Origin of the sequence: Thioalkalivibrio sp. ALE22 (genome assembly GCF_000381445.1) — a bacterium.
In the GTDB taxonomy this organism is placed as follows: Bacteria; Pseudomonadota; Gammaproteobacteria; order Ectothiorhodospirales; family Ectothiorhodospiraceae; genus Thioalkalivibrio.
Window position 1 is genome coordinate 55,731 of record NZ_KB906510.1, and the last position, 25,924, is coordinate 81,654.

Annotated in this window: 25 protein-coding genes and 1 tRNA gene; 15 read left to right on the forward strand and 11 right to left on the reverse strand. The window is 67.8% G+C overall.

The genetic code is table 11. The annotated features are described in order from the left end of the window. Positions 1 to 6: 6 nt before the first annotated feature. The 4 genes from F793_RS0111290 to F793_RS0111305 form a co-directional block, all read right to left on the reverse strand. The gene (locus F793_RS0111290) at positions 7 to 759 is read right to left on the reverse strand and encodes an SDR family oxidoreductase (protein WP_018882671.1); all 753 of its coding nucleotides are present in this window, start codon (positions 757 to 759) and stop codon (positions 7 to 9) included. A gap of 5 nt (positions 760 to 764) precedes the next feature. Next, entirely contained in the window at positions 765 to 2,066 is a 1,302-nt protein-coding gene (locus F793_RS0111295; protein WP_018882670.1) for an FAD-binding oxidoreductase, read from the reverse strand. 375 nt (positions 2,067 to 2,441) lie between these two features. After that, positions 2,442 to 3,416, reverse strand: a complete 975-nt coding sequence (locus F793_RS0111300; RefSeq protein WP_018882669.1) for a lysylphosphatidylglycerol synthase transmembrane domain-containing protein — start codon at positions 3,414 to 3,416, stop codon at positions 2,442 to 2,444. Then, positions 3,413 to 4,291: a decaprenyl-phosphate phosphoribosyltransferase gene (locus F793_RS0111305; protein WP_018866015.1), complete on the reverse strand. Its 879-nt coding sequence runs from the start codon at positions 4,289 to 4,291 to the stop codon at positions 3,413 to 3,415. Before F793_RS0111305 ends, F793_RS0111300 begins: the two co-directional genes overlap by 4 nt. Positions 4,292 to 4,415: 124 nt before the next feature. Here F793_RS0111305 and F793_RS0111310 point away from each other — a divergent pair, with 124 nt between their 5' ends. The 6 genes from F793_RS0111310 to F793_RS0111335 all read left to right on the forward strand — a co-directional run bounded on the left by F793_RS0111310 (position 4,416) and on the right by F793_RS0111335 (position 10,181). After that, complete coding sequence (locus F793_RS0111310) at positions 4,416 to 4,922, forward strand: hypothetical protein (RefSeq protein WP_018877676.1); 507 nt, start codon at positions 4,416 to 4,418, stop codon at positions 4,920 to 4,922. Positions 4,923 to 4,962: 40 nt separating this feature from the next. Continuing rightward, the gene (locus F793_RS0111315; RefSeq protein ID WP_018882668.1) at positions 4,963 to 5,853 is read left to right on the forward strand and encodes an EamA family transporter; all 891 of its coding nucleotides are present in this window, start codon (positions 4,963 to 4,965) and stop codon (positions 5,851 to 5,853) included. A 55-nt stretch (positions 5,854 to 5,908) separates the two neighbouring features. Further along, positions 5,909 to 6,298, forward strand: coding sequence for a hypothetical protein (locus F793_RS0111320; protein ID WP_018866018.1), 390 nt, complete (start codon positions 5,909 to 5,911; stop codon positions 6,296 to 6,298). Positions 6,299 to 6,331: 33 nt separating this feature from the next. Beyond that, positions 6,332 to 7,300, forward strand: coding sequence for an arsenic resistance protein (locus F793_RS0111325; protein WP_018876285.1), 969 nt, complete (start codon positions 6,332 to 6,334; stop codon positions 7,298 to 7,300). Positions 7,301 to 7,668: 368 nt separating this feature from the next. Beyond that, on the forward strand, positions 7,669 to 9,015 hold the full coding sequence (locus tag F793_RS0111330) for a sigma 54-interacting transcriptional regulator (protein ID WP_018876286.1): 1,347 nt from the start codon (positions 7,669 to 7,671) through the stop codon (positions 9,013 to 9,015). Positions 9,016 to 9,134: 119 nt separating this feature from the next. Continuing rightward, complete coding sequence (locus F793_RS0111335; protein ID WP_018882667.1) at positions 9,135 to 10,181, forward strand: transporter; 1,047 nt, start codon at positions 9,135 to 9,137, stop codon at positions 10,179 to 10,181. Between the two features lie 29 nt (positions 10,182 to 10,210). On the opposite strand, the gene F793_RS0111340 is transcribed toward F793_RS0111335, so the two are convergent. From F793_RS0111340 to mutS, 6 genes are all read right to left on the reverse strand, one after another. Then, complete coding sequence (locus F793_RS0111340) at positions 10,211 to 10,690, reverse strand: hypothetical protein (RefSeq protein ID WP_038037177.1); 480 nt, start codon at positions 10,688 to 10,690, stop codon at positions 10,211 to 10,213. A gap of 80 nt (positions 10,691 to 10,770) precedes the next feature. Then, positions 10,771 to 11,487 carry a C39 family peptidase gene (locus F793_RS0111345; protein WP_018877672.1) on the reverse strand — a complete coding sequence of 239 codons (717 nt, stop codon included), beginning with the start codon at positions 11,485 to 11,487 and terminating at the stop codon, positions 10,771 to 10,773. Then, the gene (locus F793_RS0111350) at positions 11,484 to 11,837 is read right to left on the reverse strand and encodes a hypothetical protein (RefSeq protein ID WP_018866024.1); all 354 of its coding nucleotides are present in this window, start codon (positions 11,835 to 11,837) and stop codon (positions 11,484 to 11,486) included. The genes F793_RS0111345 and F793_RS0111350 overlap by 4 nt, the downstream gene beginning before the upstream one ends. 119 nt (positions 11,838 to 11,956) lie before the next feature. Next, the gene (locus tag F793_RS0111355) at positions 11,957 to 12,928 is read right to left on the reverse strand and encodes a hypothetical protein (protein WP_018876290.1); all 972 of its coding nucleotides are present in this window, start codon (positions 12,926 to 12,928) and stop codon (positions 11,957 to 11,959) included. A gap of 581 nt (positions 12,929 to 13,509) precedes the next feature. Then, positions 13,510 to 13,833, reverse strand: a complete 324-nt coding sequence (gene fdxA / locus F793_RS0111360; protein WP_018882665.1) for a ferredoxin FdxA — start codon at positions 13,831 to 13,833, stop codon at positions 13,510 to 13,512. A gap of 453 nt (positions 13,834 to 14,286) precedes the next feature. Beyond that, positions 14,287 to 16,932, reverse strand: a complete 2,646-nt coding sequence (mutS, locus tag F793_RS0111365) for a DNA mismatch repair protein MutS (protein WP_018882664.1) — start codon at positions 16,930 to 16,932, stop codon at positions 14,287 to 14,289. Positions 16,933 to 17,066: 134 nt separating this feature from the next. Here mutS and F793_RS0111370 point away from each other — a divergent pair, with 134 nt between their 5' ends. The 9 genes from F793_RS0111370 (at position 17,067) to F793_RS0111410 (ending at position 25,236) form a co-directional block, all read left to right on the forward strand. Beyond that, complete coding sequence (locus tag F793_RS0111370; RefSeq protein ID WP_018877671.1) at positions 17,067 to 17,369, forward strand: PilZ domain-containing protein; 303 nt, start codon at positions 17,067 to 17,069, stop codon at positions 17,367 to 17,369. Positions 17,370 to 17,376: 7 nt separating this feature from the next. Then, the gene (locus F793_RS0111375) at positions 17,377 to 17,910 is read left to right on the forward strand and encodes a CinA family protein (protein WP_018877670.1); all 534 of its coding nucleotides are present in this window, start codon (positions 17,377 to 17,379) and stop codon (positions 17,908 to 17,910) included. A gap of 144 nt (positions 17,911 to 18,054) precedes the next feature. Continuing rightward, complete coding sequence (recA, locus tag F793_RS0111380) at positions 18,055 to 19,101, forward strand: recombinase RecA (RefSeq protein WP_018876294.1); 1,047 nt, start codon at positions 18,055 to 18,057, stop codon at positions 19,099 to 19,101. After that, the gene (locus F793_RS0111385) at positions 19,076 to 19,564 is read left to right on the forward strand and encodes a regulatory protein RecX (protein ID WP_026280901.1); all 489 of its coding nucleotides are present in this window, start codon (positions 19,076 to 19,078) and stop codon (positions 19,562 to 19,564) included. Before recA ends, F793_RS0111385 begins: the two co-directional genes overlap by 26 nt. A gap of 378 nt (positions 19,565 to 19,942) precedes the next feature. Further along, positions 19,943 to 20,233, forward strand: a complete 291-nt coding sequence (locus F793_RS0111390) for a GIY-YIG nuclease family protein (RefSeq protein WP_018138519.1) — start codon at positions 19,943 to 19,945, stop codon at positions 20,231 to 20,233. A gap of 390 nt (positions 20,234 to 20,623) precedes the next feature. Continuing rightward, on the forward strand, positions 20,624 to 23,233 hold the full coding sequence (gene alaS, locus F793_RS0111395) for an alanine--tRNA ligase (protein ID WP_018882662.1): 2,610 nt from the start codon (positions 20,624 to 20,626) through the stop codon (positions 23,231 to 23,233). Between the two features lie 248 nt (positions 23,234 to 23,481). Beyond that, a complete protein-coding gene (locus tag F793_RS0111400; protein ID WP_018866033.1) occupies positions 23,482 to 24,726 on the forward strand; it encodes an aspartate kinase in 1,245 nt (414 codons plus the stop codon). A 68-nt stretch (positions 24,727 to 24,794) separates the two neighbouring features. Beyond that, a complete protein-coding gene (csrA, locus tag F793_RS0111405) occupies positions 24,795 to 25,052 on the forward strand; it encodes a carbon storage regulator CsrA (RefSeq protein ID WP_026279180.1) in 258 nt (85 codons plus the stop codon). A gap of 93 nt (positions 25,053 to 25,145) precedes the next feature. Further along, positions 25,146 to 25,236 (forward strand) — tRNA-Ser (locus F793_RS0111410). Between the two features lie 458 nt (positions 25,237 to 25,694). On the opposite strand, the gene F793_RS13410 is transcribed toward F793_RS0111410, so the two are convergent. Continuing rightward, positions 25,695 to 25,924: transposase (locus F793_RS13410; RefSeq protein WP_026280900.1), on the reverse strand; the 230-nt coding region annotated here is incomplete at its 5' end.

Genomic DNA, 25,924 nt, shown 5'->3' on the forward strand with positions numbered 1-25,924 from the left:
TCAGGGCTATAGCTTCAGGCGCTTGAACAGGTATTCGGGGATCAGGCGGATGATGGTCATGATCATCCACCACTTGCCGGGCAGGTAGGCCACGTCGCGGCCACGGTGCATGGCGCGGACGATGCCGCGGGCGACCGTTTCCGGCTCGGCCCACAGGGCGCCGGCGCGGTTGAAGCCCTCGGTCATCGGGGTGCGCACGAAGCCGGGCTTGAGCGTGACCACGTCCACCCCGCTGAAGAACAGCCGGTTGCGCAGCCCCTGCAGGTAGATCGCGAGCATGCCCTTGGCGGTGCCGTAGGTGTAGTTGCTCTGGCGCCCGCGGTCGCCGGCGACCGAGCCGATGGCGGCGATCACGCCACGGCCCCGGGCCTCGAAGTCCGGCGCGATGCGGGCCAGCAGGGCGATGGCACTGGTGCCGTTGATGTGGATCGCCTGCAGGGTCTCCTCCACCGAAGCGTTGCACGCGGCCTGATCCGGCAGGGTGCCCCACGCCAGCAGTACGCTGTCCACCTTGCCCAGGGCCTCCTGCGCCTGCTGCCAGATGGCGCCGTGGCCGTCGATGTCCGCGAGATCCGCTGTTGCGCCGAGGATGCGCGTGCCCTCCGGGTCGTCAGCGCGCACCCGCAGGTCGGCCAGCAGGGCCTCCAGGGCGTCGCCGTCGCGGGCCACGCAGAACAGCCGCGCGCCGGTATCCACCAGCTCCCGTGCCACTGCGGTGGCAATGGCCGAGGTGGCACCAAAGAGGACAACGTTCTTCATTGGGTTCATGCGGTCACCCTGCGCCAGAAGCCGGAGGAGAATTCGGGGTCCACATACTCGGCGAAGGTCTCCCAGCCGGGGAACCCCTGGCGGAAGATCTCGGCCGGCATGCGCGCGTCCTTCGCAGGGTACAGGGCACCGCCGGCCTCCTGCACGATCGCGTCCAGGCGCGCGAACAGGCGCTCGGTGTCGCGACCCTTCTCCGGGAAGTCCAGCGCGAGCGTGGCACCGGGTCGGGGAAAGGACAGCATGCCCGGCGCGGGCCGGTCGCCGAAGGTCTTGAGCACCGCGAGAAACGAGCCCTGGCCGCTGGCGGCGATCGCATCCAGCAGGGCCTGCACGCCGTCCCGTGCGGCATGAGGGGGCAGTACGCACTGATACTGGTAGAAGCCCTGGTGCCCGTAGATGCGGTTCCAGTGCCGGATCGCGTCCAGCGGGAACAGCCAGGGCCGGTGATGAACTGCGCGCGGCGAGGCGTGCACCGGCTGGCGGTAGTAGAGGTGGTTGAAGGCCCGCAGGGTCAGGCGGTTGACCAGCGATACCGGCGGGTCCAGCGGGACGCTGCGGCGGCGCTCGCGCGGGGCCTCCTGGCGGGGCGCCACGGTTGCGTGTCGCGCGGCGCTGTAGATGCCGCGACCCACGCGCCCGCCGGGGCCCGGGTTCAGGCAGTCGATCCAGGCGACGGTGTAGGGCCACTCGCGCTCGGCCTGCGTGTTCAGCTCCCAGAACGCCTCCAGAGACTCGAAGCGTTGCGACCAGGCGCGCATCCAGGCGCTGCGGACCGGCGCCAGCTGCAGGGTCACCGTCTCGATCAGGCCGGTCAGGCCCAGGCCGCCGATCGTCGCGGCAAACCAGTCGGGGGTGGTCTCGGGGGTGACCTCCAGCACCTGGCCGTCGGAACGGCGCAGGGTCAGCCCGAGTACGTGGTCGCCGAAGCTGCCGGCCTGGTGATGGTTCTTGCCGTGCACGTCGTTGGCCACCGCGCCGCCGAGGGTGACAAAACGGGTACCCGGCACCACCGGCGGGAACCAGCCGCGCGGCACCGCGAAGCGCAGCAGGGCATCCAGCGTCAGTCCGGCCTCCGCGGTGATCCGCCCCGTGGCGGCGTCGAAGGCCACGAAGCGATCCAGCCCCGGGGTATGCAGTAGCGAGGCTTCCGGATTCAGGCAGACGTCGCCATAGCTGCGCCCGAGGCCGTGGGCGAGCAGGGGGCGGGGCGTGCCCGGGGGAAGCGGCCGGCCGCGGTGAGCAAGCTCGACTTCGGCGGCATGTTCGACCCGCGGGATGCGGTTCCAGCTGACGGTCATGCAAGGCCTCCGGCGCCTATCCCGTACCCGTCATTGCGAGGCCCCGCAGGGGCCGTGGCAATCTTCCGAAGCTGTTCCCGGCATCGGGGGATAACTCGCTGCACTCGCCCTTCGGGCCGGCCTGCGACCGTTCGACGCGCTACGCGCTTTTGTGCCCCGGCCCCTGCGGGGCCTCGCAATGACGGGGCCGTGGAATGTCGGTTGCGCACGAAGATGTCGGGATGGCACCAGGAGATTCTTGCGGACCCTGCGGCTCTGTGGCTTCGAACCTGTAGGAGCCCGGCCCTCCGGGCGATTGGGGCATTGGTTGTACCCCATCGGCCAGGGGGCTGGCCTCCTACAGGGCTTCGCCATGACGTGGTGAGAGCGAGGCGCCTACGCATGGGGTTGCACCGGGTGTTCGTGGCCGCGCGCCTCGGGGTTGGTGGCCAGCGCGATCAGGCCCAGGATCACCGCGAACCAGAGGGTGGTGAAGCGGATCAGCATGGTCGCCGCGATGGCGTCGGCCGGTGGCATGTCGGCCCACAGCAGCAGGGCGACCATCACCGCCTCGGTACCCCCCAGTCCCCCAGGCAGGAAGCTCAGCGCGCCGGCCAGCATGGCCAGGGCGAAGACGAAAGCGGCAAAGGCGAAGCCGGCCTCGAAGCCCATGGCGTTGAGGATCCACCAGAAGGCGAGGGCCTCGGCGCTCCACGCGGTGACGCTGAGGGCAGTGGCCGCGGCCAGCAGGGCCGGGCGGTGGCAGCGCCGTGCCTGCAGCAGGATCGTGGCGACGTGGTGCAGGCTGCGCCAGACGCGCTGCCCCGGGCGGTCGCTGATCGTCTGTATCCAGGCGAGCGGGCGTCGCCACGACAGGATCACCAGCGCCGCGAGGATGCAGGCTGCGCCGGCCGCGATCAGCCAGGTGCCCTGGGCCACCAGGGTCAGGCCTAACAGGGACAGCAGCACGACCGCGATCAGGTCGGACAGGCGTTCGGAGACGAACGCGGCGAAGCTGTCCGGGTAGGGCACCCGGCGGCGCTTCAGCAGCACCCCGCGCAGGGCCTCGCCGGCCTTGCCGGGCGTGGTGGTCAGGGCGAAGCCGGCCACGTAGATATGCAGGCTGGCGCGGGCCGGGACGGCATGGCCGAGGGTGCGCAGGTACAACTGCCAGCGGGTGAAGCGCAGGCTGTAGTTCACCAGCGACAGCCCCAGGGCTAGCAGGACACCGCCGACGCCCACCAGCTTCAGGGCACGCCAGACCTCGTCTGCCCCCGCCCACAGCACGACCCCGAGGTACAGCGCGACGGCAACGATGATCGAGAGCATCACCGCGCGCAGGCGCCAGCCGGAGAGCAGGACCGCACTCATGCGAGTACGGCGAGGGTCACGCCCATCCATACCGCGACCGTGGCCAGCAGGTGCGGGTCGGTGACCAGGTCGCGCGAGGTGTCGTTGCCGGCGCCGCGCGCGTGCAGCAGGAACAGGTAGCGGAAGATGCCGTAGATCACGAACGGCAGGGTGTAGATCAGCCCATCCGTGCCATGCAGCGCGATGGTCTCGGCGCTGACCGTGTAGAGCCCGTAGGCGAGCACGGTGCAGGCGGCGCTGATGGCGATGAACTGATCCAGGAGACTGACGCTGTAGTCGTGCAGCACGCGCCGCGTCCCGTCCTGATCCGGGGTGTGTTCGATGGCGCCATCGGCGAGCTCCGCGCGCCGCTTGGCGAAGCCCAGGAACAGCGTCAGCATCAGCCCGCACAGCAGCAGCCATTGCGAGGGCTCGATGCCCAGGCCAAGGGTGCCGGCCAGGATGCGCAGCATGAACCCGGCGGCGATGCTGAACACGTCGAGGATCACGATGTGCTTGAGCGACCAGGAATAGGCCACGTTCAGCACCAGGTAGGTCAGGATCAGCGCGATCACCCAGGTGCTGACCAGTGCCGCGAGGACCAGCGCGACAATGACCGCGGTGGCGAAGATCGCCCAGGCGGTGGAGATCGCGATCGCGCCGCTGGCGATCGGGCGTTCGCGCTTGGTCGGGTGGCGGCGGTCGGCCTCGACGTCGACGATGTCGTTCAGCACGTAGACCGCGCTGGCGATCGCGCAGAATGCGAGGAACGTGACGCTGGCGGCGAGCACCGTCCCGGGTTCGCCCCACTCGTGCGCGAACACCACGCCGAGGAACACGAAACCGTTCTTGATGTACTGGTGCGGGCGCAGCAGCTTGATCAGCGAATGCAGCATGCGGGCGGTCGTCCGTGAAGGTGGTTGCAGTCTACTGACGCGCTCGATGCGTTACCATCGGCGCCGCTGTCGCGCGCACCCGCGTGTGTTTCGATCCCATGTCTCGATCCGCAGGAGAACTGCCATGTCGCTTGTTGCCCGATCCCTTCTGCCCGCCGCCCTGCTGCTCGCCGCCGGGCTGGTGGCCGGCTGCATGTCCGGGGGCGGTCCGGAGCCCGAGTTCGCCGAGGGCCAGCCGTTTCCCGAGCGCAGCCTGAATGACCAGCACGGGAACCCGGTCGAGCTGCCGGGCAATGCCCGCGTAATCCTGAAGACCGTCGAGGCGGCCCCGGCCGGCGTCGCCAACGCGGTCCTGAGCGAGATGAGCCCCGCCGAGCGCGAGGGGATCGTCTACATCGCCGACATCCACGAGATGCCGCCGCAGCCGATGCAGAACGTGGTCCTGCCGCGCATGCAGGCGCGGGACTACTCCATCGTGGTGACCTCCAGCGAGGCCGATGCCGGCTTCCTGCCGCACGAGCGCGAACAGGTGACCGTGGTCCTGCTGGATGGCGAGGGCGTGGTGACCGGTGTTGGCCATGCCGGCAGCGAAGAGGCCCTGAAGGACCTGCTCGACGAGGCCGGCGAGTAAGCGCCGCGCATGAGGCTTCCGAGCCCGGGCCGGGGCTGACATGGCCTTTTTCCTCGGCCTGCTGACGGCCCTGGGCTTCGGCGCTGGCGACTTCTTTGGCGGCCTGGCCTCCCGGCGCATCCCGGCGCTGGTGGTCGCCTGCTATTCGCAGATCCTGGCCACCGTCGTCCTGCTGGTGGTCGCTCTCCCGCTGGCGGGTTTGCCCGGGACCCAGGCCCTGATCTGGGGCGGAGCCTCGGGGCTCGCCCTGGCCCTCGGGCTGCTGGCCTACTACCACGGCCTGGCCGAGGGCTCGATGGGGCTGGTCGCCGCCGTGACCGGCGTGATCTCGGCCCTGGTGCCGCTGCTGGTCGGGCTGGTGATGGGCGAGCAGCCGGGCCCGCTGGCGCTGGCCGGGATCGCGGCCATCGTGATCGCGATCGGGATGATCTCCGGCGGTTCGCGCAAGGCGAGTCCACGCCGCCTGGACGAGCCCGTGCGTGGCCTGATGCCGCTGGCCCGGGGGGCGCACCCGGTGCGCGGGCTGGTGGACGCGACCATCGCCGGCGTCTGCTTCGGGCTGGTCTTCGTGTTCCTGAACGAGGCCGAGGCGGGCTCGCCGCTGTGGCCGGTGGTGGCGACCTCGGCGGTGGGCGCGCTGGCGCTGCTGGCGGTGATGCTGGTGCGCCGGCCGCAGACCGGGATGAGCCGCTCCACGCTGGTGCTGCTGTCGCTGGCCGGTCTGTTCCAGGCCGCGGCGACGCTCGCCTTTGTCGTGGCCGTGCGCATGGGCCTGCTGTCGATCATCGCGGTGGCCGGGGCGCTGTCGCCGGCCCCGACCGCGCTGATGGCGCGTTTTTTCCAGGCCGAGCGCATGTCGCGGGTGCAACTGACCGGTTTCGTCTTCGCCCTGGCGGGCATCGTCCTCATCGTGCTCGGCGGGCCCGGGTAGGGAACCGGCAAGTCTGTTAAGTTGGCGGCGTGACCCAACCCACAGGAGGTGCCAGGTGTCCGAAGATCCCAAGCCGGAAGTCGTGCGCAGCGACGTCAGCGAGCCCGCAGCCGGGCCGCGCAAGGACGTTACGATGGTCACCGTGGTGTACGTGCTGTACCTGGTGAGCTTCCTGACCGCGCTCACCGCGATCGCCGGCCTGATCATCGCTTATATGAAGCGTGGCGAGGCCGATAGCGTCAGCGTCTCCCACTTCACCTATCAGATCCGCACCTTCTGGATCGGGTTGCTGTTTGCCGTGATCGGAGCCATCACCACGCCCATCGGCATCGGCTTCCTGATCTTCCTGGCCCTGATCATCTGGTTGCTGGTGCGCTGCATCAAGGGCCTGCTGGCCAACAACGACAACCGCGCCATCGAGCAGCCCGAGACCTGGCTCTGGTAGTTCCTGTACGCCGCCCTTGAGCGGCGTTGGTGAATGCGCGAGCGCCTGGAGCAATACCAGGTACTGATCTACCTGGTGGCGATTGCCCTGGGGCTCGGTCTGGGCCTGTCCGAGCCGGAGTTCGGGGCGATGCTGGATGCCGTGCTCTGGCCGGTGCTGGGGCTGCTGCTGTACGCCACGTTCACGCAGACACCGCTAAACCATATGGGCGCGGCGTTTCGCGAGCCGCGCTTGCTGGCGGCGGCGGTGATCGGTAATTTTGTGGTGATCCCGCTGCTGGTCTGGGCGATCCTTCAGGTCGCGCCGGGCGGTCCGGCGGTCCTGCTGGGTATCGCGCTGGTGCTGCTGGTGCCGTGCACCGACTGGTTCATTACTTTCACCCATCTGGGTGGGGGTGACACGCGCCGGGCGATCGCCTTTTCTCCCCTTTCGCTGTTGCTGCAGCTCGCCCTGTTGCCGCTCTACCTGTGGTGGCTCTTCGGTGGCGAGTTCACCCTGGTTCTGGCCGGCGGAGACGTGCTGAAGGCCTTTGCCGGACTGATCCTGGTCCCGCTGGTTCTGGCGTATCTGACCGAACGCTGGGCCGGGGAAGATCCCGGTCGCGGGCGCGTGATCGCCGGCCTGGGGTGGTTGCCGGTGCCGCTGCTGGCCCTGGTGGTGCTGATCGTCGCCGCATCCCAGGTCCAGACGGTGCTCGACGGGGTCGGTGTCCTGCTGCCGTTGTTGCTGATCTTTTCCGGTTTCCTGGTGGTTGCGGCGCTGCTGGCGCGGGCGCTGGCGCGAGCGTTCGGCCTGCCGGTCGCACAGGGGCGGGTGCTCGCCTTCAGCCTGGGATCGCGCAACTCCTTCGTTGTGCTCCCGATCGCACTGGCATTGCCGCAGGGACTGGAGTTGGCGGTGGTCGTGGTGGTGTTCCAGTCGCTGGTGGAGTTGGTCGGCATGGCCCTGTACCTGTGGTGGGTCCCTCGGCACCTGTTTCCCGCCCGGGCGCCGGCGCCTTGATCGGGCGGGTGTGCCCGCCCGCAAGCCATCGTCATGCGGTCCATGCCGGTTGTGTCTGGATGATCGTCGCGGCCCGAGGGAAGGCGTTGAGCCGGCCGTGGCGAGGGCGCGGGTGTCGTGAATTCGACAGGTTTCTGCGGCGGCGGCCTGCTGTTTTCTGTTTGTCACGGTTTTTTGACGATGCCGGCCTATACTCCGAAACGTGACGGGCGTCTCTCCGGGACCGGGGAGCCAGGGATTTTTTCGGACACGCGGGGAAGACCATGTCCGGATCAGGAAAGATCAACGGGGCCTTGTGGCCCGTAAGGCGCAGCGGGATCCTCGTCGCTGAAGGAGACGCGCGGGACTTTGGTGCGGAGATCTACCGGATGTGTTCCTCGGACACACCCCGTGAAGTCGCCTGGCTGGACATGGGCGGGCATCCCGGGACTCCCGTGCCGCAGCTTTCGAGTGCCTGGCATCTGCGCCGCCTGACGTTCCCGATGCCCCGGCCCTGGCCCGATCTGGGCGGGGTTCGGGTCGGCCTTCTGGATCTGGGACGCTCCCTGCCATCGCAGCTCGTCGACTTCGTCCACGCACACCAGCACGTGAAGTGGATCGCCCTGGTCGATCCGGTGCTGTTGCCGAGCCCGGAATTGCGCGACCTGATCCGGGACAGCTGCTACGACTTCCATACCCGGCCGCTGGATCAGGCCCGCCTGGAAGTGACCCTGGGCCGCGCCTGCGGGATGGCCGTTCTGGAGACACCCGCGGAGCCCGCCGCCGGCCTGCCATCGGGGGACGAAGGCCGACCCATTATCGGCCACAGCGCTCCGATGCAGGCCCTTGCGCGGCAATTGAGCCGGGTCGCGGGATCGGACGCGCCGGTCCTCTTCCAGGGCGAAAGTGGAACCGGAAAAGAGCTTGCGGCTCGCACGGTGCACCGTCAGTCGCGGCGCAGCGAGGGTCCGTTTGTCGCGGTCAACTGCGGGGCGTTACCGGCGCAGTTGATCCAGTCCGAACTGTTCGGTCACGAGGCCGGCGCATTCACCGGAGCGACCCGCCGCAAGATCGGTCAGCTCGAGCTGGCCCATGGCGGGACCCTGCTGCTGGACGAGATCGGGGATCTGGGGCTCGACCTGCAGGTGAATCTGCTGCGTTTCCTGCAAGAGGGGACGCTGCTGCGTCTGGGTGGCCTGCAGCCGATCCAGGTGGATGTGCGTGTCCTGGCCGCGACCCATGTCGATCTGTTCAAGGCCGTAGAGGCCGGGCGATTCCGGGAAGACCTCTACTACCGCCTGAATGTGATTCAGCTGGACGTGCCCCCGTTGCGGGAGCGTGGGGCCGACCTGGTGGAGCTGGCCCATTTCTACTTCGACCGGTTTCGTGGCCAGAACCCGCGTCTGCGCGGATTTACCCGCGCGGCCATCCAGGCGCTCTACAGCCATCGCTGGCCGGGCAATGTCCGGGAGCTGGTCAACCGTATTCAGCGGGCCGTGACCATGGCGGACGGGCGCCTGATCCGGCCGGAGGATCTGGGGCTTGCGGCGCCGCTCGAGGGCAGCGGCCGGGAGACGCTGGCGCAGGCCCGTGCCCGCGCGGAACGCGAGACGGTGATGCGGGCGCTGGGGCAGTGCGACAACAACCTGTCGCGCGCCGCACGCGAGCTGGGAGTAGGGCGGGTGACGCTTTATCGCCTGCTCGACAAGTACGGGATGCGTCCGTCCAAGCACTGAACCCCGGGTTCAGGCGCGATGGAGCGGTCCCGGTTCTGGGGGCACGCCGCGGTGCGCCGTCGGGCGCGCGGCCGGTGTGTTCCCGTTTGCACGGCCCCGAGGGGGCATGGAGAACGCACGTGAACAAGATCCGGGTCGGGAGGTGGGGGGCGGGGCTGGTCCCGCTGTTTCTGGGGTTGTCGGCCACGGTCGCCGCGCAGGAGCCCCGCGAGGCGGTCGGGGACGCGCCACGGGACCAGGGCCCGCAGGTTACGGTCTTCGAGGAGCGCGGCATGCTTACGCCGCAGGGGCAATGGGTGATCGAGCCTTCGCTCGCCTATGTGCACAGCAGCGCGCTGGATGTCTCGATCGAGGGCTTCACCATCATCCCGGCCCTGGCGATCGGGCTGATCGATGTCAGCGAGACGGAACGGGACACGCTGACGGCCGCGGTGGCATTGCGGTACGGGCTCACCGACCGGCTCGAGGTCGGGCTCAAGATTCCCTGGGTCTACCGCGAACAGCAGGTGCGCCGGCGCGACATCCTGGAAGGAACGGAACTGGAGCGGGTGACCGGGTCCACCGGCAGCGGCCTGGGGGATGTCGAGTTCGGGCTGTCCTACCAGTTCAACACCGCCGATCGCGGGCGCCCTTTCTTTATCGGCAATCTGAAGGCAAAGAGCCGCACCGGGACGGACCCGTTCTCGGTGGATCGACGCCGGATCGTGGACGAGGACGGGAACCGGCTCGGCGAGATCTTCCTGGAACAGCCCACCGGATCCGGCTTCTGGGCCGTGCAGCCCAGCGTGACCATGATCTACCCGACCGATCCCGCCGTACTGTTCGCGAACGTCAGCTATCTGTGGAATGTCGAGCGGGATGTGGGTCCGGACTACGGCACGGTGGATCCGGGGGACGCCTTCGGCGCCAGCCTCGGCATGGCCATCAGCCTGAATGACCGTACCTCGATGAGCCTGGGTTATGACCACAGCGTGGTGTTTCGGACCCGCGTGGAGAACGATCCCGGGCTGGAGCCCGTGTTCGGTCGGCGCCAGGTGGGGACGCTGCTGTGGGGGGTGTCGCATCGCCTGACTGAACGCACCAGCCTGAATTTCTCGCTGGGGGTGGGGGTGACCGAGTCCGCGCCCGATGTGCAGATGACCGTGCGGGTGCCGATGCGTTTCTGAGATCGCTGCCGCGAACGACGGCGGCGGGGCTACCAGCCGCGACCGCCGTCGGTTAGCTGCTGCTCCAGGGCCCGGCCAAGGTCGCTGCGCGGCATCTGCAGGTTGCGCAGCTCCAGTTGCAGGATTGTCTGGTGCTGGATCGCCTGACCGTCCAGTTGGTTCTGGATGGTCGTGACCCAGCCCTGGCCGCTGGCCGTTTCCGAGACGAACGTCTGTGCCGGGAGGCCCGCCGTCGCGTTGAGAATCGTGATGCGACCGGCGGAGGGGTGGCTCGTCGCGGCGCCAAGGGTTCCCAGTGGATGCAGCGTGGTCTGGTGCAGGATCTCGCCATTCAGGGCCGTGATCTGTTCCAGGCCGATCGCGATCTGCAGCCCGTCGCGGCCGAAGAAGCCACCGCGCTGCTCGGCCAGCACCGCATCGGCGACCACCCGCGGGTCACCCGTGCCGGGAAGCGTTTCCAGTGCCTGGGCCGCGACGGGCAGGCCGACGGCGAGGATGCAAAGCGCCAGGCGGGCAAGCGTCGAACCGGTCCGCGGCCCTCGGGGGGGCGAGGCATCGGATCGCTGCGGGGATATGGGGATCATGGGCGTTACCATTCCCGGGCCCGTGGCAGATTCAGGGTGAAACTGGCCAGGTCGCGGCGCACCACGCCGTCCTCGACGGGTGCGCGGGTGATGGCGGCCCACGTCTGGGGGGCGTTGAAGTTCGCGCGGGCGCGCTCGACCTCTTCGCGGATGATGAACAGGATGTCGTTTACCCAGGCCGCCTCGAACTCGGGTCGGCGGTAGCTCTTCAATCCCAGGGCCGGGTCCCCGACCAGGACCTCGCCCTCGCGCAGGCCCTTGATGACCACAAAGTGCCGATAGCCGCGCGTCTCGATCATCGCGATGGCGGGCACGCCCAGCCCCTCCAGGTCGTCCAGGCCGATCCGGAAGCCGTCCGCCGCCAGGCCGGCCTCCGCCCCGAGGTAGTTCTTCATGTCCAGCAGCGAAAAGCCCTGGGCCCGGATCAGGTCCTGGTCACCGCGGCGGAACATGCCGTCAAAGGTGGTGGTTTCCACCGTGGGCCGGTCGTAGTGGTAACTGAGCAGGGTGGCCAGTGCGGCGGAGCCGCAGCTGAAGTCGTATTGCTGCGGGACCACCGAGCGAAAGCGCAGGGCCTTCATGCTCTCGACCGGGACGTTCATGCTGCCAATCATCCCGGGAACCTGCGCCCCGCCCGCCTGGGCCTGCAGCGCCTGGGGTGCCAGCAGGGCAAGCACCAGGATCCCCGGCGCAAGCAGAAGGTGGTGGTGCCGCATGTTCACGGATGGATCGTGACGTTCACGATCATGGATTCCTGGATGGCCACGTTATGGCCGGTGTTCTGGATGACGGTGGAAAACCCGCGGGCATTGTCGAAGGCGCCCGGCGCGATCAGGTTGGTGCCGCCATGGCCGCCCATAACGACGTTGTCATGCAGGGCGATCTGGGAGTGGACCTGGCCCAGCTGGATGTTGCTGACCCCCTGGCGCGCCCGTTGCTGGTTGAGGGTGTCGGCATCCACCGACGTCAGGCCCTGAAGGTCCAGCGTGCCGGATGCGGCGAGGTTTGTTTGACTGTCGCGAGGGTCGGCCGCGCTGGCGGAACCGGCCGCCAGGAGCAGCGTGCCCAGCATCGCGGCGAACAAGGATCGGGTGAACAAGGATTGCGAATATCTCGGATGGAGGCGCATGACCGGATTCTCCAGTGCAGGGCCGTGACGCGACGGGTCTCGGACCCGCCGCGTGGCACGGACTAGTTGCCCAGATTGAGGTGTGCCTGCACCGATACCTGCTGTTGCGTCAGGCTGTTGGCCCCGCTGTTCTGCGAGACCTGGGTGATGCCGGCGGGGGCCACGAAGGAATCGGAACCGATCGAGTTGCGGGCGATGTTGCGCGCACCCTCGGCGATGTCCACATAGTTCCCGGTGACCGTGCCGGACAGCTCGTTCTGGCTCACCACCGCGTTGACCTGCAGCATGGTGTTGAAGCTGTCGGTGGCGGTGTTGTTGCCGGAATCCATGACCGCCAGGCTGTTGTCCGAGTTGTCGCTCTGATCGCGGGTCACGCTGGCAGTGGAGCCGTTGTTGGCCGCGGCACTGTTGTCGTCGGCATTGGCCGAGCTGTTGTCGGAGCTGTCGTTGCCCGAATCGGAGATGTTCAGGCTGTTATCGGAGCTGTCATTGCCCGAGTCGGCGATGTTCAGGCTGTTATCCGAGTTGTCATTGCCCGAGTCGGCGATGTTCAGGCTGTTGTCCGAGTTGTCGTTGCCCGAGTCGGAGATGTTCAGGCTGTTATCCGAGCTGTCGTTGCCCGAGTCGGCGATGTTCAGGCTGTTGTCGGAACTGTCATTGCCGGAGTCGGAGACCGTCGTGTTGCCGGAGTCCGCCACATTCGTGCTGTTGTCCGAACTGTCGTTGCCGGAGTCGGCGATGTTCAGACTGTTGTCGGAGCTGTCATTGCCCGAATCCGAGACCGTGGTGTTCCCGGAGTCGGCCACACTGGTGCTGTTGTCGGAGCTGTCGGACAGATCGGAGTCATTGATCGCCACCGCCAGCGAGTTCTCGTTCGCGGATGCGCCGCCATTGTCGGCGGTCGAGGAGGCGGTAGCGGTCTGATCGCCGACCTCGCCTTCCGCCGTGTTGGTCGGATTGGCCAGTGCCAGACCGGAACTCAGGCCGAAGGCAAGTGCGATCGCTGAAGCAATAAGCGTTTTCTTGAAGTTCATCATGATTCTCCTGTTGGCTGGTTGGACTGCGCCCGAGGGCAGCGTGGCGACCCGGCCCTTTGCGCCATGGGTGCCACGACCAAACCCGATAGCAGGAGTCGCGCCAAAACCGGAATAGATCGTGAAAACAGTGGGATGGTTGTGATGAACCGTCAGGATCGGGGTTGCGGATGTACCGCCGTTGAAACAGTTCGTGCGCGGCTTTTCGTAAAACCAGTTGCAACTTGCGGAAATCGCGGGGAAAAACCGGATGGAACGAGGTGGCTACCAGGCGAGACAGGTCCGCGGGGGCGGTCGGCCCGCGGTCATGCGGAGGTCCTGCATCGGGCAGGGGGGGCGAGGTGATGGCCCGGTGTCGGGTGCCCCCGATACGCCAGCCAGCTGGCACCCCGACGGCCGCGCGGCGCGCAGGGTCAGCTCAGCGAGGAGCAGCGCGCGCGAGGCGGATCATGCAGGGGGCGTGTTCGGCCGTGTTAGTGCCACCGTAGAAGGGAAATGAACGGTAGCTGCAGCGGCAGTGGCTTCCCAATACGAGCCCCGGGCCCGCGTCCGGGGCTCGCGAGCGGGGCGGGCGCTCGAGGCTAGCGTTCGAGGTACTGCAGCTTGTTCTCGACGCCGTCCCATTCCTCGGCGTCTTCCGGCGGGTCCTTGCGCGCGGTGATCACCGGCCAGGTGCGCGCGAGCTCGGCATTCAGCTCGATGAAATGCCTCTGGTCCTCTGGTACGTCGTCCTCCGGCAGTATGGCTTCGGCCGGACACTCCGGTTCGCACAGGGTGCAGTCGATGCACTCGTCCGGATCGATGGCCAGGAAGTTCGGGCCTTCGTGGAAGCAGTCGACGGGGCAGACCTCGACGCAGTCGGTGTACTTGCACTTGATGCAGTTATCGATAACGACGAACGTCATGGTGTTTCTCCCTTTTTGTTCAGTCTTGTGACCGGTCGTTTCCGCTGACCGCCCTGGCCGAGCGTGAACCGGCCGTGGCACCGACAGCCGGCAGGATTTCGCCGCATTGTAACGCCTCCCCCGCGGCTGTCGGGAATCCCGGGCGAACCCTGGCCACATTCGGGGGCTTCGCGCCAGCGGCGGACCGATTGCCGCGGCCCTTCCGGGACCTCGCAATGACAGGGAAACCATCTCGTCACCGCAAGGAGTGGTCACTCCTCAACCCCTCATCGCAGGGCGCAACCCTCCCCTTAATCCATCATTGCCAGGAGCGGCCATCCCCTTCTCCGTCATCGCGAGGAGCGAAGCGACGTGGCGATCTCTCGGTGGACCCCCGGCGCGGGGTCCCTCGGTGAATTCCGATGGTTCCGAAAGTGGTTGCCACGGCCCCTTCAGGACCGCACAACGAGCGCGTCAATCCGGGTTGCGCAGGGCGTCCTTCATCCGGTAGAGCGCGTCCAGGGCCTCGCGCGGGGACATCTCGTCCGGGTCCAGGGTGTCGAACAGGGCCTTCAGGGCGCGTTCTTCCGGGGCCGGCGCGGGGCGCGCCTCGGGCTCCGGCTCGGCGGCCGCTGGCCCGGGCGGCGCGGTGAACAGGCCGAGCTGGGGCGAGTCGGCGGCCGCGGCGCGGTCCTCCAGCTCGCGCAGGTGGGTGCGGGCGAGTTTCAGCACGTCGGCCGGTACCCCGGCCAGTTGCGCGACCTGCAACCCGTAGCTCTGGTTGGCCGGCCCCTCGCGGACCTGGTGCAGGAACACGATGCTGTGTTCGTGCTCCATGGCGTCGGTGTGCACGTTGGCCACGGCCGCTTCGCGTTCGGCCAGTGCGGTCAGCTCGAAGTAATGCGTGGCGAACAGGGTCAGCGCGCGGTTGTGGCGCGCCAGGCGTTCGGCGCAGGCCAGCGCGAGCGCCAGCCCGTCGAAGGTGCTGGTGCCGCGCCCGATCTCGTCCATCAGCACCAGGCTTTCGGGACCGGCGTTGTGCAGGATATTCGCGGCTTCGGTCATCTCCACCATGAAGGTGGAGCGCCCGGAGGTCAGGTCGTCGGAGGCCCCGATGCGGGTGAAGATGCGGTCCACCGGCCCGATCTGCGCCCGCGCGGCCGGCACGAAGCTGCCCATGCAGGCCAGCAGCACGATCAGGGCCGTCTGGCGCATGTAGGTGGACTTGCCGCCCATGTTGGGCCCGGTGATCACCAGCAGGCGGCGCTCTTCGGGGTCCAGTTCGGTGTCGTTGGCGACAAACGGCGCGTCCAGACCGGCCTCCACCACCGGGTGGCGCCCCTGCTCGATGCGGATGCCGGGATTCTCCACCAGTTCCGGGCAGTGCCAGTCCAGGCGCTGGGCGCGCTCGGCCAGGCAGGCGAGGGCGTCCAGTTCGGCGAGGGCGTCGGCGATGGCGCGCAGGCGCGGGGCGCGGCCCTGAAGCTCGGTGATCAGGCCGTCGAACAGGGCGCGCTCGCGGGCCATCGCCTGCTCGCGGGCGGAGAGGATCTCGTCCTCGAAGCGCTTGAGTTCCTCGGTGGTGTAGCGCTCGGCGTTCTTCAGGGTCTGGCGGCGCATGAAGCGTCCGGGCAGCTCCGCCGAGCGCGTGCGCGAGACCTCGATGTAGTAACCGTGCACGCGGTTGTACGCGACCTTCAGGGTGGGGATGCCGGTGGCCTCGCGCTCGCGTGCCTCGATCTCGCGCAGGAACGAGTCGGCGTCGTGCTCCAGTGCGCGCAGGCGGTCCAGCTCGGCATCGAAGCCTGGCCGGATCATGCCCCCGTCGGTGACGCGCAGCGGGGGCTCCTCGACCAGCGCGGCGGCCAGAGTGGTGCTCAGGTCGGCCTCCGGGGCCAGGGCCTGATGCAGGGCCTGCAGGGCGTCGCTGTTCCCGGCCACGGGCGTCAGAGCCTGGTGCAGCGGCGGCAGGCGTTCGAGGCTCGCGAGCAGGGCGGTCAGGTCGCGTGGGCGCGCGCTGCCGAGGACGATGCGCGACAGGATGCGTTCGACATCCGCACTACCGGCCAGGGCCTCGCGCAGGGGCGTGGTGGCGCCGGCCTCCAGCAGCGCGGTGATGGCGGTCTGGCGCTCGCGGATGACGGCACGGTCGCGCAGCGGCTGGTGCAGCCACTGCAGCAGCCGGCGCGAACCCATCGCCGAGCGGGTGGTGTCCAGCAGGGCCAGCAGCGATCCCTGGCGTTCGCCGCCGAGCGTCCGGGTCAGTTCCAGGTTGCGGCGGGTGGCCGGGTCGAGCACCAGCATCTGGCTGCGCAGTTCGTGCGCCAGACCGGTGATGTGGGCGAGATCGCCGCGATAGCGGTTCTGCACGTAGGCGAGCAGGGCGCCGGCGGCGGCGATGCCGAGGTCGAGGCCGTCGCAGCCGAAGCCGGAGAGGTCGCGGGTGCCGAAGTGCGTGGTGAGCACGCGCCGCGCGGAGACGCCGTCGAAGTGCCAGTCCGCGTGGCGTTGTGGCGCGAATCCGTCGATCCCGGGGATCGGCGCGGCCTGATCGGGGATCAGGCATTCCACCGGGTCCAGACGCGCCAGCTCGGCGGCCAGTTCGGTCGCGTCGCGCACCTCCAGCAGGCGGAACTGGCCGCTGGCGAACTCCAGACTGGCGATCCCGTAGCCCTCCTTGCGGCCCTTGATCGCGGCCGAGCCGGCGGGGCAGACGGCAACCAGCCGGTTGATGCTGCGGGCCTCCAGCAGGGCCTCTTCGGTAACCGTGCCGGGGGTGACGATGCGCACCACCTCGCGCTTGACCGGGCCCTTCTGCGCGCCTACCGCGCCGGTCTGCTCGCAGATGGCCACGCTCTCGCCCAGCTTCAGCAGGCGCGAGAGATAGCTCTCCAGGGTGTGCACCGGGATCCCGGCCATGGGGATCGGCTGCCCGGCGGACTCGCCGCGCCGGGTCAGGGTGATGTCGAGCAGCGAGGCCGCGCGCTCGGCATCGTCGTAGAACAGCTCGTAGAAATCGCCCATGCGATAGAGCAGCAGCGTGTCCGGGTACTCGGCCTTGATGCCGAGGTACTGCTGCATCATCGGGGTATGGGCGGAAAGGGGTTCGGCGGTGCTCATCGGTTCGGCTGCGCTCGATCCGGGCAAACGCGCAGTATACGGATGCAGCGCGCCACATGGCAGGTGGGTCTGGCCTGGCATGTTGTGCCAAACTCGAGGCCGTGCGGCGGACGCCACGTCAGGGAGGGGCGAACATGATCGGGGAAGAGGATCGGCGCAATCACCGGCGGATGCAGGTGCAGGGCGAGGCGCGCATGACCTGGCGCTCCAGCGGCGAGTCGGTCGCGGTGCGGCTGGAGGACCTGTCGGCGACGGGCTGTGCGTTCGTGGTCCAGCGCGAGACCGACCCGGGGGTCGATGTCAGCGTGGTGGTGCCAAGTCCCGATGGCCGCCTGGCGGGGCTGGAACGCCACGGCCGCGTGGTGCGCTGCGACGCCGTCGATCCAGCCGATGGCGGCGGCTGGCGGGTTGCGGTCGCCTTCGATACGGAGGGATGATCGCGCCATGACCGCCGCATCCAGCAGCACGATCCTGACTTCGGGGGAAACCGACGCCCCCGGCCTCTCCGCGCTGGTGTACGACCTGGGCGAGCGCCTGATGGCACGGGGCGAGCGTCTATGCACCGTGGAATCCTGCACCGGTGGCGGCATCGCCCAGGCGATGACCGATGTTCCGGGCAGCTCGCAATGGTTCGAATGCGGCTGGGTGGCGTACTCCAACGCGGCCAAGACGGCGATGGTCGGGGTCCCGGCCGAACTGATCGCGGAACACGGCGCCGTCAGCGAGGCGGTGGCCCGCGCGATGGTCGAAGGCGCGCTGGCCCGCTGCGACGCGGATCATGCGCTCTCGGTCACCGGGATCGCCGGGCCCGGTGGCGGGACCGCGGACAAGCCGGTCGGTACGGTCTGCTTCGGCTGGCAGACGCGCGGCCAGGAGGTGCGCGTCGCGACCCGCCATTTCCCCGGCGAACGCCACGCCGTTCGTCTGCAGTCAATGCTCCACGCCCTGAGCGAACTGCTCGCCCACGAGGCGGCCTGACGCCGCTCGGGGCGGGTTTCGTGCCCGGCATTGATCCGCGCAGGATCCCGGGTTGGGTCGTTCCCCGCCCTGTGGGATACTGCGGCCCCGTATCCGCCCCGCAACGGATCGGAAATCATCGCTGCAAGTATCGGGAGGCAAACCGTGGACGAGAATCGCAAGAAGGCCCTGACCGCCGCACTGGGGCAGATCGAACGCCAATTCGGCAAGGGCGCGGTGATGCGCATGGGCGATCAGCAGGCGGTGGATGTGCCGGCCATCTCCACGGGCTCCCTGGCGCTGGATATCGCGCTCGGGATTGGCGGCGTGCCGCGCGGGCGCGTGGTCGAGATCTATGGCCCGGAGTCCTCGGGCAAGACGACCCTGACCCTGCAGGTGGTGGCCGAGGCGCAGAAGGTGGGCGGTACCGCCGCGTTCGTGGATGCCGAGCATGCGCTGGACCCGACCTACGCCGAGAAGCTGGGCGTGAACGTGGACGACCTGCTGGTCTCGCAGCCGGATACCGGCGAGCAGGCGCTGGAGATCGCCGACATGCTGGTGCGCTCCGGTGCGGTGGACGTGGTGATCGTCGACTCGGTGGCCGCGCTCACGCCCAAGGCGGAGATCGAGGGCGAGATGGGCGATTCCCACGTCGGCCTGCAGGCTCGGCTGATGTCGCAGGCGCTGCGCAAGCTGACCGCCAACATCAAGCGCTCCAACACGCTGGTCATCTTCATCAACCAGATCCGCATGAAGATCGGCGTGATGTTCGGCAGCCCCGAGACCACCACCGGTGGCAACGCGCTCAAGTTCTATTCCTCCGTGCGCATGGACATCCGCCGGATCGGCGCGATCAAGAAGGGCGACGAGGTGATCGGCAACGAGACCCGCGTGAAGGTCGTGAAGAACAAGATGGCGCCCCCGTTCAAGGAGGCCTACTTCGAGATCCTCTATGGCGAGGGTATCTCGCGGGTCGGCGAGATCATCGAGATGGGCGTGAAGGAAGGCCTGATCGACAAGGCGGGTGCCTGGTACAGCTACAACGGCGAGCGTATCGGCCAGGGCAAGGAGAACGCCCGCCAGTACCTGAAGGACAACCCGCACATCGCCGAGGAAGTCGAAAAGACCCTGCGCGACCGCCTGCTGCCGAAGCGCAACAAGGCCGCGGCGGAGGACGCGCCGGTCGATGCCCCGGTCGAGGAGCAAGGCTGACCCGGCCGACCCGGAGGCCGCGCTGGAGGCGGGCCTCCGGTTGCTGGTGCGGCGTGAACATTCCGCGCTGGAGCTTTCTCGCAAGCTGGCCGAGCGCGGCTTCGAACGGGATGCGGTCGACGCCGCGCTGGAGCGCGCGCGCGAACTCGACTACCTGAGCGACACCCGTTACGCGGACTTCATGGCCCGCCACCGCACCGAGCAGGGCTACGGCGAGCAACGCATCCGCGCCGAGCTCGCTCACAACGGCATCGGCAACGATACCGTCAACGCCGCCCTCGAGGCTCTGGAGATCGACTGGGTCGACCAGGCGCGCGGCCAGCTCGAACGCCACTTCCGCCACCCCCCCGAGACCCGTGAGGACGAGGCCCGCATGCTCCGCCACCTGGCGGGGCGCGGCTACCCCGGCGGCGTCGCCCACCAGGCCCTCGCCGCCTGGAAAGACGACGCTGGTATCTCCTGACCGATTGCTTCGTCGCTTCGCTCCTCGCAATGACGGGTTTGGAGGAACGTCATTGCGAGGAGCGAAGCGACGAAGCAATCCCCGAGAGAACCACCAGATCCGGGGTCTGGCCGGACCCAGCCGATTGCCACGGACCCTTTGGGGGCCTCGCAATGACGTATTTCTCACCCCGTCATTGCGAGGAGCCCCGCGACGAAGCAATCTGTGTCCAGAGCCACCCGACCCAGACGCCGAGTGACCCACCAGCTATTGCCACGGCCCTTTCGGGGCCTCGCAATGACGTCCTTGTGTTGGGGGCACGCTAGTGTCTCGGTGGTGAATGGCCGAAAGGATTCTCGGCCGCTGAGTACCAATGTGCAGTCGCCCAGGGAGGGAGCGATGAAACAGCCCTGTGTCTACATGATGAGCAACCGTCGTGACGGGACCCTCTACGTGGGTGTGACCAGCAACCTGGTGCAGCGGGTCTGGCAGCATCGCTCGGGAGAGGTATCCGGGTTCACCAGCCGCTACGGTCTGCATCGGCTCGTATGGTTCGAGCAATGCGTGGAGATGGAATCCGCGATTGAGCGCGAAAAGCAGCTGAAGGCGGGCCCGCGGCGCAGGAAGGTTGCGCTGATCGAGCAGGTGAACCCCGGGTGGCGGGATCTGTTCGACGACATCGTGGGTTGAACGCGACTGGGGAGGTCCTTGCCGATCGCTTCGTGGCCGCGCGCCTCGCAATGACGGCGATCATGGTGCGTCATTGCGAGGCGGCGAAGAGGGCGTGGCACTCGGCCAGGCCTGGCCGGAATCGGGATCGGGGGGTTCCGTAAAGCGATTGCTTCGCTACGCTCGCAATGACGGGACAAAGACGACGTCATTGCGAGGCGCAACGCGACGAAGCAATCTGCATCCACGGCCACCTGATCCAGGCGTCGAGTGACCCACCGACGATTGCCACGGTCCCTTCGGGGCCTCGCAATGAGGGGCAACATGGCCCGAAGGCGGGCCCGGCAATACGCGGCTGGGGCGCTTGCGTGATAGCATTCCGGGTTTGACCCCAACGCTCACCGGAACCGCATGAAAAGCGCCGACATTCGCCGGAGTTTCCTCGAATTCTTTGAAGGGCATGGCCATACGATCGTGCCGTCCAGCCCGCTGGTACCGGGCAATGACCCCACGTTGCTGTTTACCAACGCGGGCATGGTGCAGTTCAAGGATGTGTTCCTCGGGCGCGAGAAGCGTCCGTATACCCGGGCGGTGTCCACGCAGCGCTGCGTGCGCGCGGGCGGCAAGCACAACGACCTCGAGAACGTCGGCTATACCGCGCGCCACCACACGTTCTTCGAGATGCTGGGCAACTTCAGCTTCGGCGACTACTTCAAGCGCGACGCGATCCACTACGCCTGGCAGTTCCTGACCGAGACCATCGGCCTGCCGCCGGAGAAGCTGTGGGTCACGGTCTACGAGACCGACGACGACGCCTACAACGTCTGGGCGAACGAGATCCGGGTGCCGGCCGAGCGCATCATCCGCATTGGAGACGACCCCGATGGCGGTTCCGACAACTTCTGGCAGATGGGCGATACCGGCCCCTGCGGCCCCTGCACCGAGGTGTTCTACGACCACGGCCCCGAGGTCGAGGGCGGCCCGCCCGGCTCCCCGGACGAGGACGGCGATCGCTACATCGAGATCTGGAATCTGGTGTTCATGCAGTACGACCGCGACGCGGACGGCACGCTGAACCCGCTGCCACGCCCGTCGGTGGATACCGGCATGGGCCTGGAGCGCCTGGCTGCCGTGCTGCAGGGCGTGCACTCCAATTACGAGATCGACCTGTTCCAGGACCTGATCGCGGCCGCCGCACGTGTGACCGGGGCGAAGGAAAGCGATTCCGCCTCGCTGCGCGTGATTGCCGACCACATCCGTTCCATCGCCTTCCTGATTACCGACGGCGTGCTGCCGTCGAACGAGGGGCGTGGCTACGTGCTGCGGCGCATCATCCGTCGCGCCGCGCGCCATGGCTTCAAGGTGGGCGCGCAGGACGCCTTCCTCTACCAGATGGTCGGTGACCTGGTGCGCGCGATGGGCGAGGCCTTCCCGGAGCTGGCCGAGGCGCAGGCGCAGGTCGAGAAGGTGCTGGAGAAGGAAGAGCGCAAGTTCCTGGAGACGCTCGACAAGGGCATGAAGATCCTCGAGGACGACCTGCGCGATCTCGAGGGCACGGTGATCCCGGGCGAGACCATCTTCCTGCTGTATGACACCTACGGCTTCCCGGTGGACCTGACCGGCGATATCGCCCGCGAGCGCGGCCTGGAGCTGGATATGGCGGGCTTCGAGTCCGCGATGGCCGATCAGCGTGCCCGGGCCCGCGCCGCCAGCCACTTCGCCATGGACGACGGCGGCCTGCCGCAGGTCGATCTCGAGACCACATTCTCCGGCTACGAGACCGTCGACGACGAGGGTCGCGTGGTCGCGCTGTACCAGAACGGCGAGCCGGTCGAACGACTCGAGGTCGGCGCCGAGGGCCTGGTGGTACTGGACCGCACGCCGTTCTACGGCGAGTCCGGCGGCCAGGTGGGCGATGTTGGCACGCTCAGTGGCTCCGGGGTGCGCTTCCAGGTCGCTGATACCCGCAAGCAGGGCGCGGCGTACATCCATGTCGGCCAGGTCCGCGCCGGCACGCTGGAGGTCGGCCAGGCGCTACAGGCCGCGGTGGAAGGCCCGCGCCGCGAGAACATCCGTCGCCATCACTCGGCGACCCACCTGCTGCACAAGGCCCTGCGCGACCAGTTGGGTGACCACGTCCAGCAGAAGGGTTCGCTGGTGGACCCGGAGCGCCTGCGCTTCGACTTCACCCACATGGAGCCGCTGACCGACGAGCAGCTGCGTGGCATTGAGGCCCAGGTGAACGCCGAGATCCTGGCCAACGAGGCCACCGATACCCGCGTGATGGACATCGAGTCGGCGATGGAGTCCGGCGCGGTCGCGCTGTTCGGCGAGAAGTACGGCGATCAGGTGCGGGTGCTGAAGATCGGCACCTCCGTGGAGCTGTGCGGCGGCACGCATGTGGATCGTACCGGCGATATCGGCCTGTTCCGCATCACCTCCGAGGGCGGGGTGGCGGCCGGTATTCGCCGTATCGAGGCGGTGGCCGGCGAGGTGGCGCTGCGCTGGGTCGACCAGCAGCTGGGGTATCTGGATGCGATTGCCGATCGCCTGCGCGCCGGGCGTGGCGAGGCGGCCGACAAGGTCGCCCAGTTGCAGGAGCGCTCGCGCGAACTGGAAAAGCAGATCGAACAGCTCAAGGGCAAGCTGGCCAGCCAGGCCGGCAGCGATCTGGCCTCGCAGGCGCAGGAGGTCGGCGGCGTGCAGGTGCTGGCCGCGAAGGTCGAAGGCGTGGAGCCCAAGGCCCTGCGCGACATGGTCGACCAGCTCAAGCAGAAACTTGGCAAGGCGGTCGTGGTTCTGGGTACCGCCACCGGCGAGGGCAAGGTCAGCCTGGTGGCGGGCGTCACCAAGGCCGAGACCGGCCAGTTCAAGGCCGGCGACCTGGTCGGTCATGTCGCCGCGCAGGTGGACGGCAAGGGCGGCGGCCGCCCGGACATGGCGATGGCCGGTGGCCAGAGCCCGGACAAACTGGATGCGGCGCTGGCCTCGGTCGCCGACTGGGTGCGCGAACGGGCCTGACGGTTTCCGTCACTAGCACGCCCGTCATCGCGAGGTGCGCAGCGCGGTGGCGATCTCCAGGCGGTGGCCCCGGCGCTGGAAGGCGGGTGGTTCCGGTGGCTTCGGACGGCGGTTGCCGCGGCCCCTGACGGGGCCTCGCAACGACGGATATTTTGTTGTCTAATGGTGGCCTTTTAAGTAAACGCTAATGGATGGGGTGCGCCCTGTCCGGACGGCCGCAAGGGCCGGGCACGGAACGGAATCTTCAAATGGCGTTGCTGGTACTCAAATTTGGCGGCACCTCGGTGGGCTCGCCCGAACGCATCCAGGCGGTCGCGGAACGCGCCCTGAAACTGCGCGAGGAAGGGCACCAGCTGGTGATCGTGGTCTCCGCGATGAGCGGCGAGACCGATCGTCTGCTGGGGCTCGCCCACGCGCTGAACCCGCGGGCGGATGGCCGCGAGCTGGACGTGCTGCTGTCCACCGGCGAGCAGGTCACCATCGCGCTGCTGGCGATGGCGCTGGAGGCGCGCGGCTGCGACGCGCGCTCCTACACCGGCGCGCAGGTGACCATCCGCACCGACAGCGCGCATAACAAGGCGCGCATCCGCAGCATCGACGATGCCCGCGTGCGGGGCGACCTGGACGCCGGGCGCGTGGTGGTCGTGGCCGGTTTCCAGGGCGTGGACGAACACGGTGCGATCACCACCCTGGGCCGGGGGGGCTCGGATACCACCGCAGTCGCGCTGGCCGCGGCGCTCAAGGCCGACGAGTGCCGCATCTACACGGATGTCGACGGCGTCTACACCACCGATCCGCGCCTGGTCCCGAATGCCCGCCGGTTGCACAGCATCACCTTCGAGGAGATGCTGGAGATGGCAAGCCTCGGTTCCAAGGTGCTGCAGATCCGGGCGGTGGAATTCGCCGGCAAGTACAACGTCCCGTTACGAGTGCTGTCCTCGTTCGAGGAAGGACCGGGGACCCTGATTACCACGGAGGAGGATGCGCAGGTGGAACAGGCGCTGGTTGCGGGTATCGCGTTCAATCAGAACGAGGCCCAGCTGACGATTCAGGGCGTCCCCGATCAGCCGGGGGTCGCGCATCGCATCCTCGGCCCGATCGCGGAGGCCAATATCGAGGTGGACATGATCGTGCAGAACGTGGGCGCGGATCAGACCACCGACTTCACCTTTACGGTTCATCGCAACGACTACGACAAGGCCCTCGAGATCCTGCAGGCGGCGGCCAGGGACCTCAACGCCCGCGAGGTCGCCGGCGACACCCACATCGTCAAGATCTCCGTGGTGGGCGTCGGCATGCGCTCGCACGCCGGCATCGCCAGCAAGATGTTCGAGGCCCTGTCGCGCGAAACCATCAACATCCGGATGATCTCCACCTCGGAAATCAAGATCTCCGTGGTGGTGGATGAGAAGTATCTCGAACTTGCGGTACGTGCATTGCACGATGCATTTGAACTCGAACACGACCCAGCCGGTCAACAGGAGGACGGTTAAGGATGACAGACCGTAAAACGGTTACCGGACGACCGACTCCGTCCGACACAGGCACTGCGGAGAAGAGCATGCTCATTTTGACTCGACGTGTGGGCGAGACCCTCATGATCGGCGAGGATGTGTCCGTCACCGTCCTGGGGGTCAAGGGCAATCAGGTCCGCATCGGCATCAACGCGCCCCAGGACGTCGCGGTCCATCGCGAGGAGATCTTTCAGCGCATCCAGCGCGAATCGAACGTCGCCGGCGGTGACGGCGGCGGGGAGAACTCCGGTGGCGGTGGTAGTACCGGGGCCGGGGGTGTGGCCGCAGGCGCACGCGACGACTGAACCCTCGGCAGGCAATGTCAGGGCCCGGAGGCGGATCACCGCCTGCGGGCCTTTCATTTGGCCGCCCAAGAACGTATCCTGTGCCGCGTTTCCGGAGAGTTGGCCGAGCGGTCGAAGGCGCTCCCCTGCTAAGGGAGTATGGGTCAAAAGCCCATCGAGGGTTCGAATCCCTCACTCTCCGCCAAATACCGCAAAGGGGCCCAAGTGGCCCCTTTCGCACGTCTGGCCCCCGAGATTTCCGGGATTCGAACCCGAGATATGAGAACGATGGTTCGACCGGTGGCGCGCAGCGACACCGGAACGCCGCAGCGCAGCGAAGGCGGCCCGAAGGGCGACCGGCGCAGCCGGGCGTAATCCTCACTCTCCGCCAAATCCTGTGAAGGGGCCCAAGTGGCCCCTTTTGCACGTCTGGCCCCCGAGGTTTCCGGGATTCGAACCCGAGATATGAGAACGATGGTTCGACCATTGGCGCCCTGCGGGGCCAGCACGCCGGAGGGCGGGCGGCGGAGCCGGCCGTCACCCCCTTACTCTCTATATTCCCCGGCGACGAGGTCCGCGCGGCGCTGTTCGCATTTCGACTGCGGGTTGTGTGCGTCAAGTTGTGCAGAAATGAGTCGGCCATGTTCGGTTGGTCCGTATGGCTCAGGCGGCCTCGGCCTGCCGGAGCAAGATCTTCTTGTGTTCTTTGAGCAGATCCATGTTCAGGTAGCGGTTGTCCTCCAGCCAGCCTTCGTGGATTTCGACGGCCAGGGCCCGCACCAGACGTAGACAGCTGTGGGTGTTGGGGAAGATCCGGACCACCCGGGTCCGGCGCCGGATCTCCTCGTTCAGCCGCTCGAGCATGTTGGTGCTCTTCATGTGCTTGTGGTGGG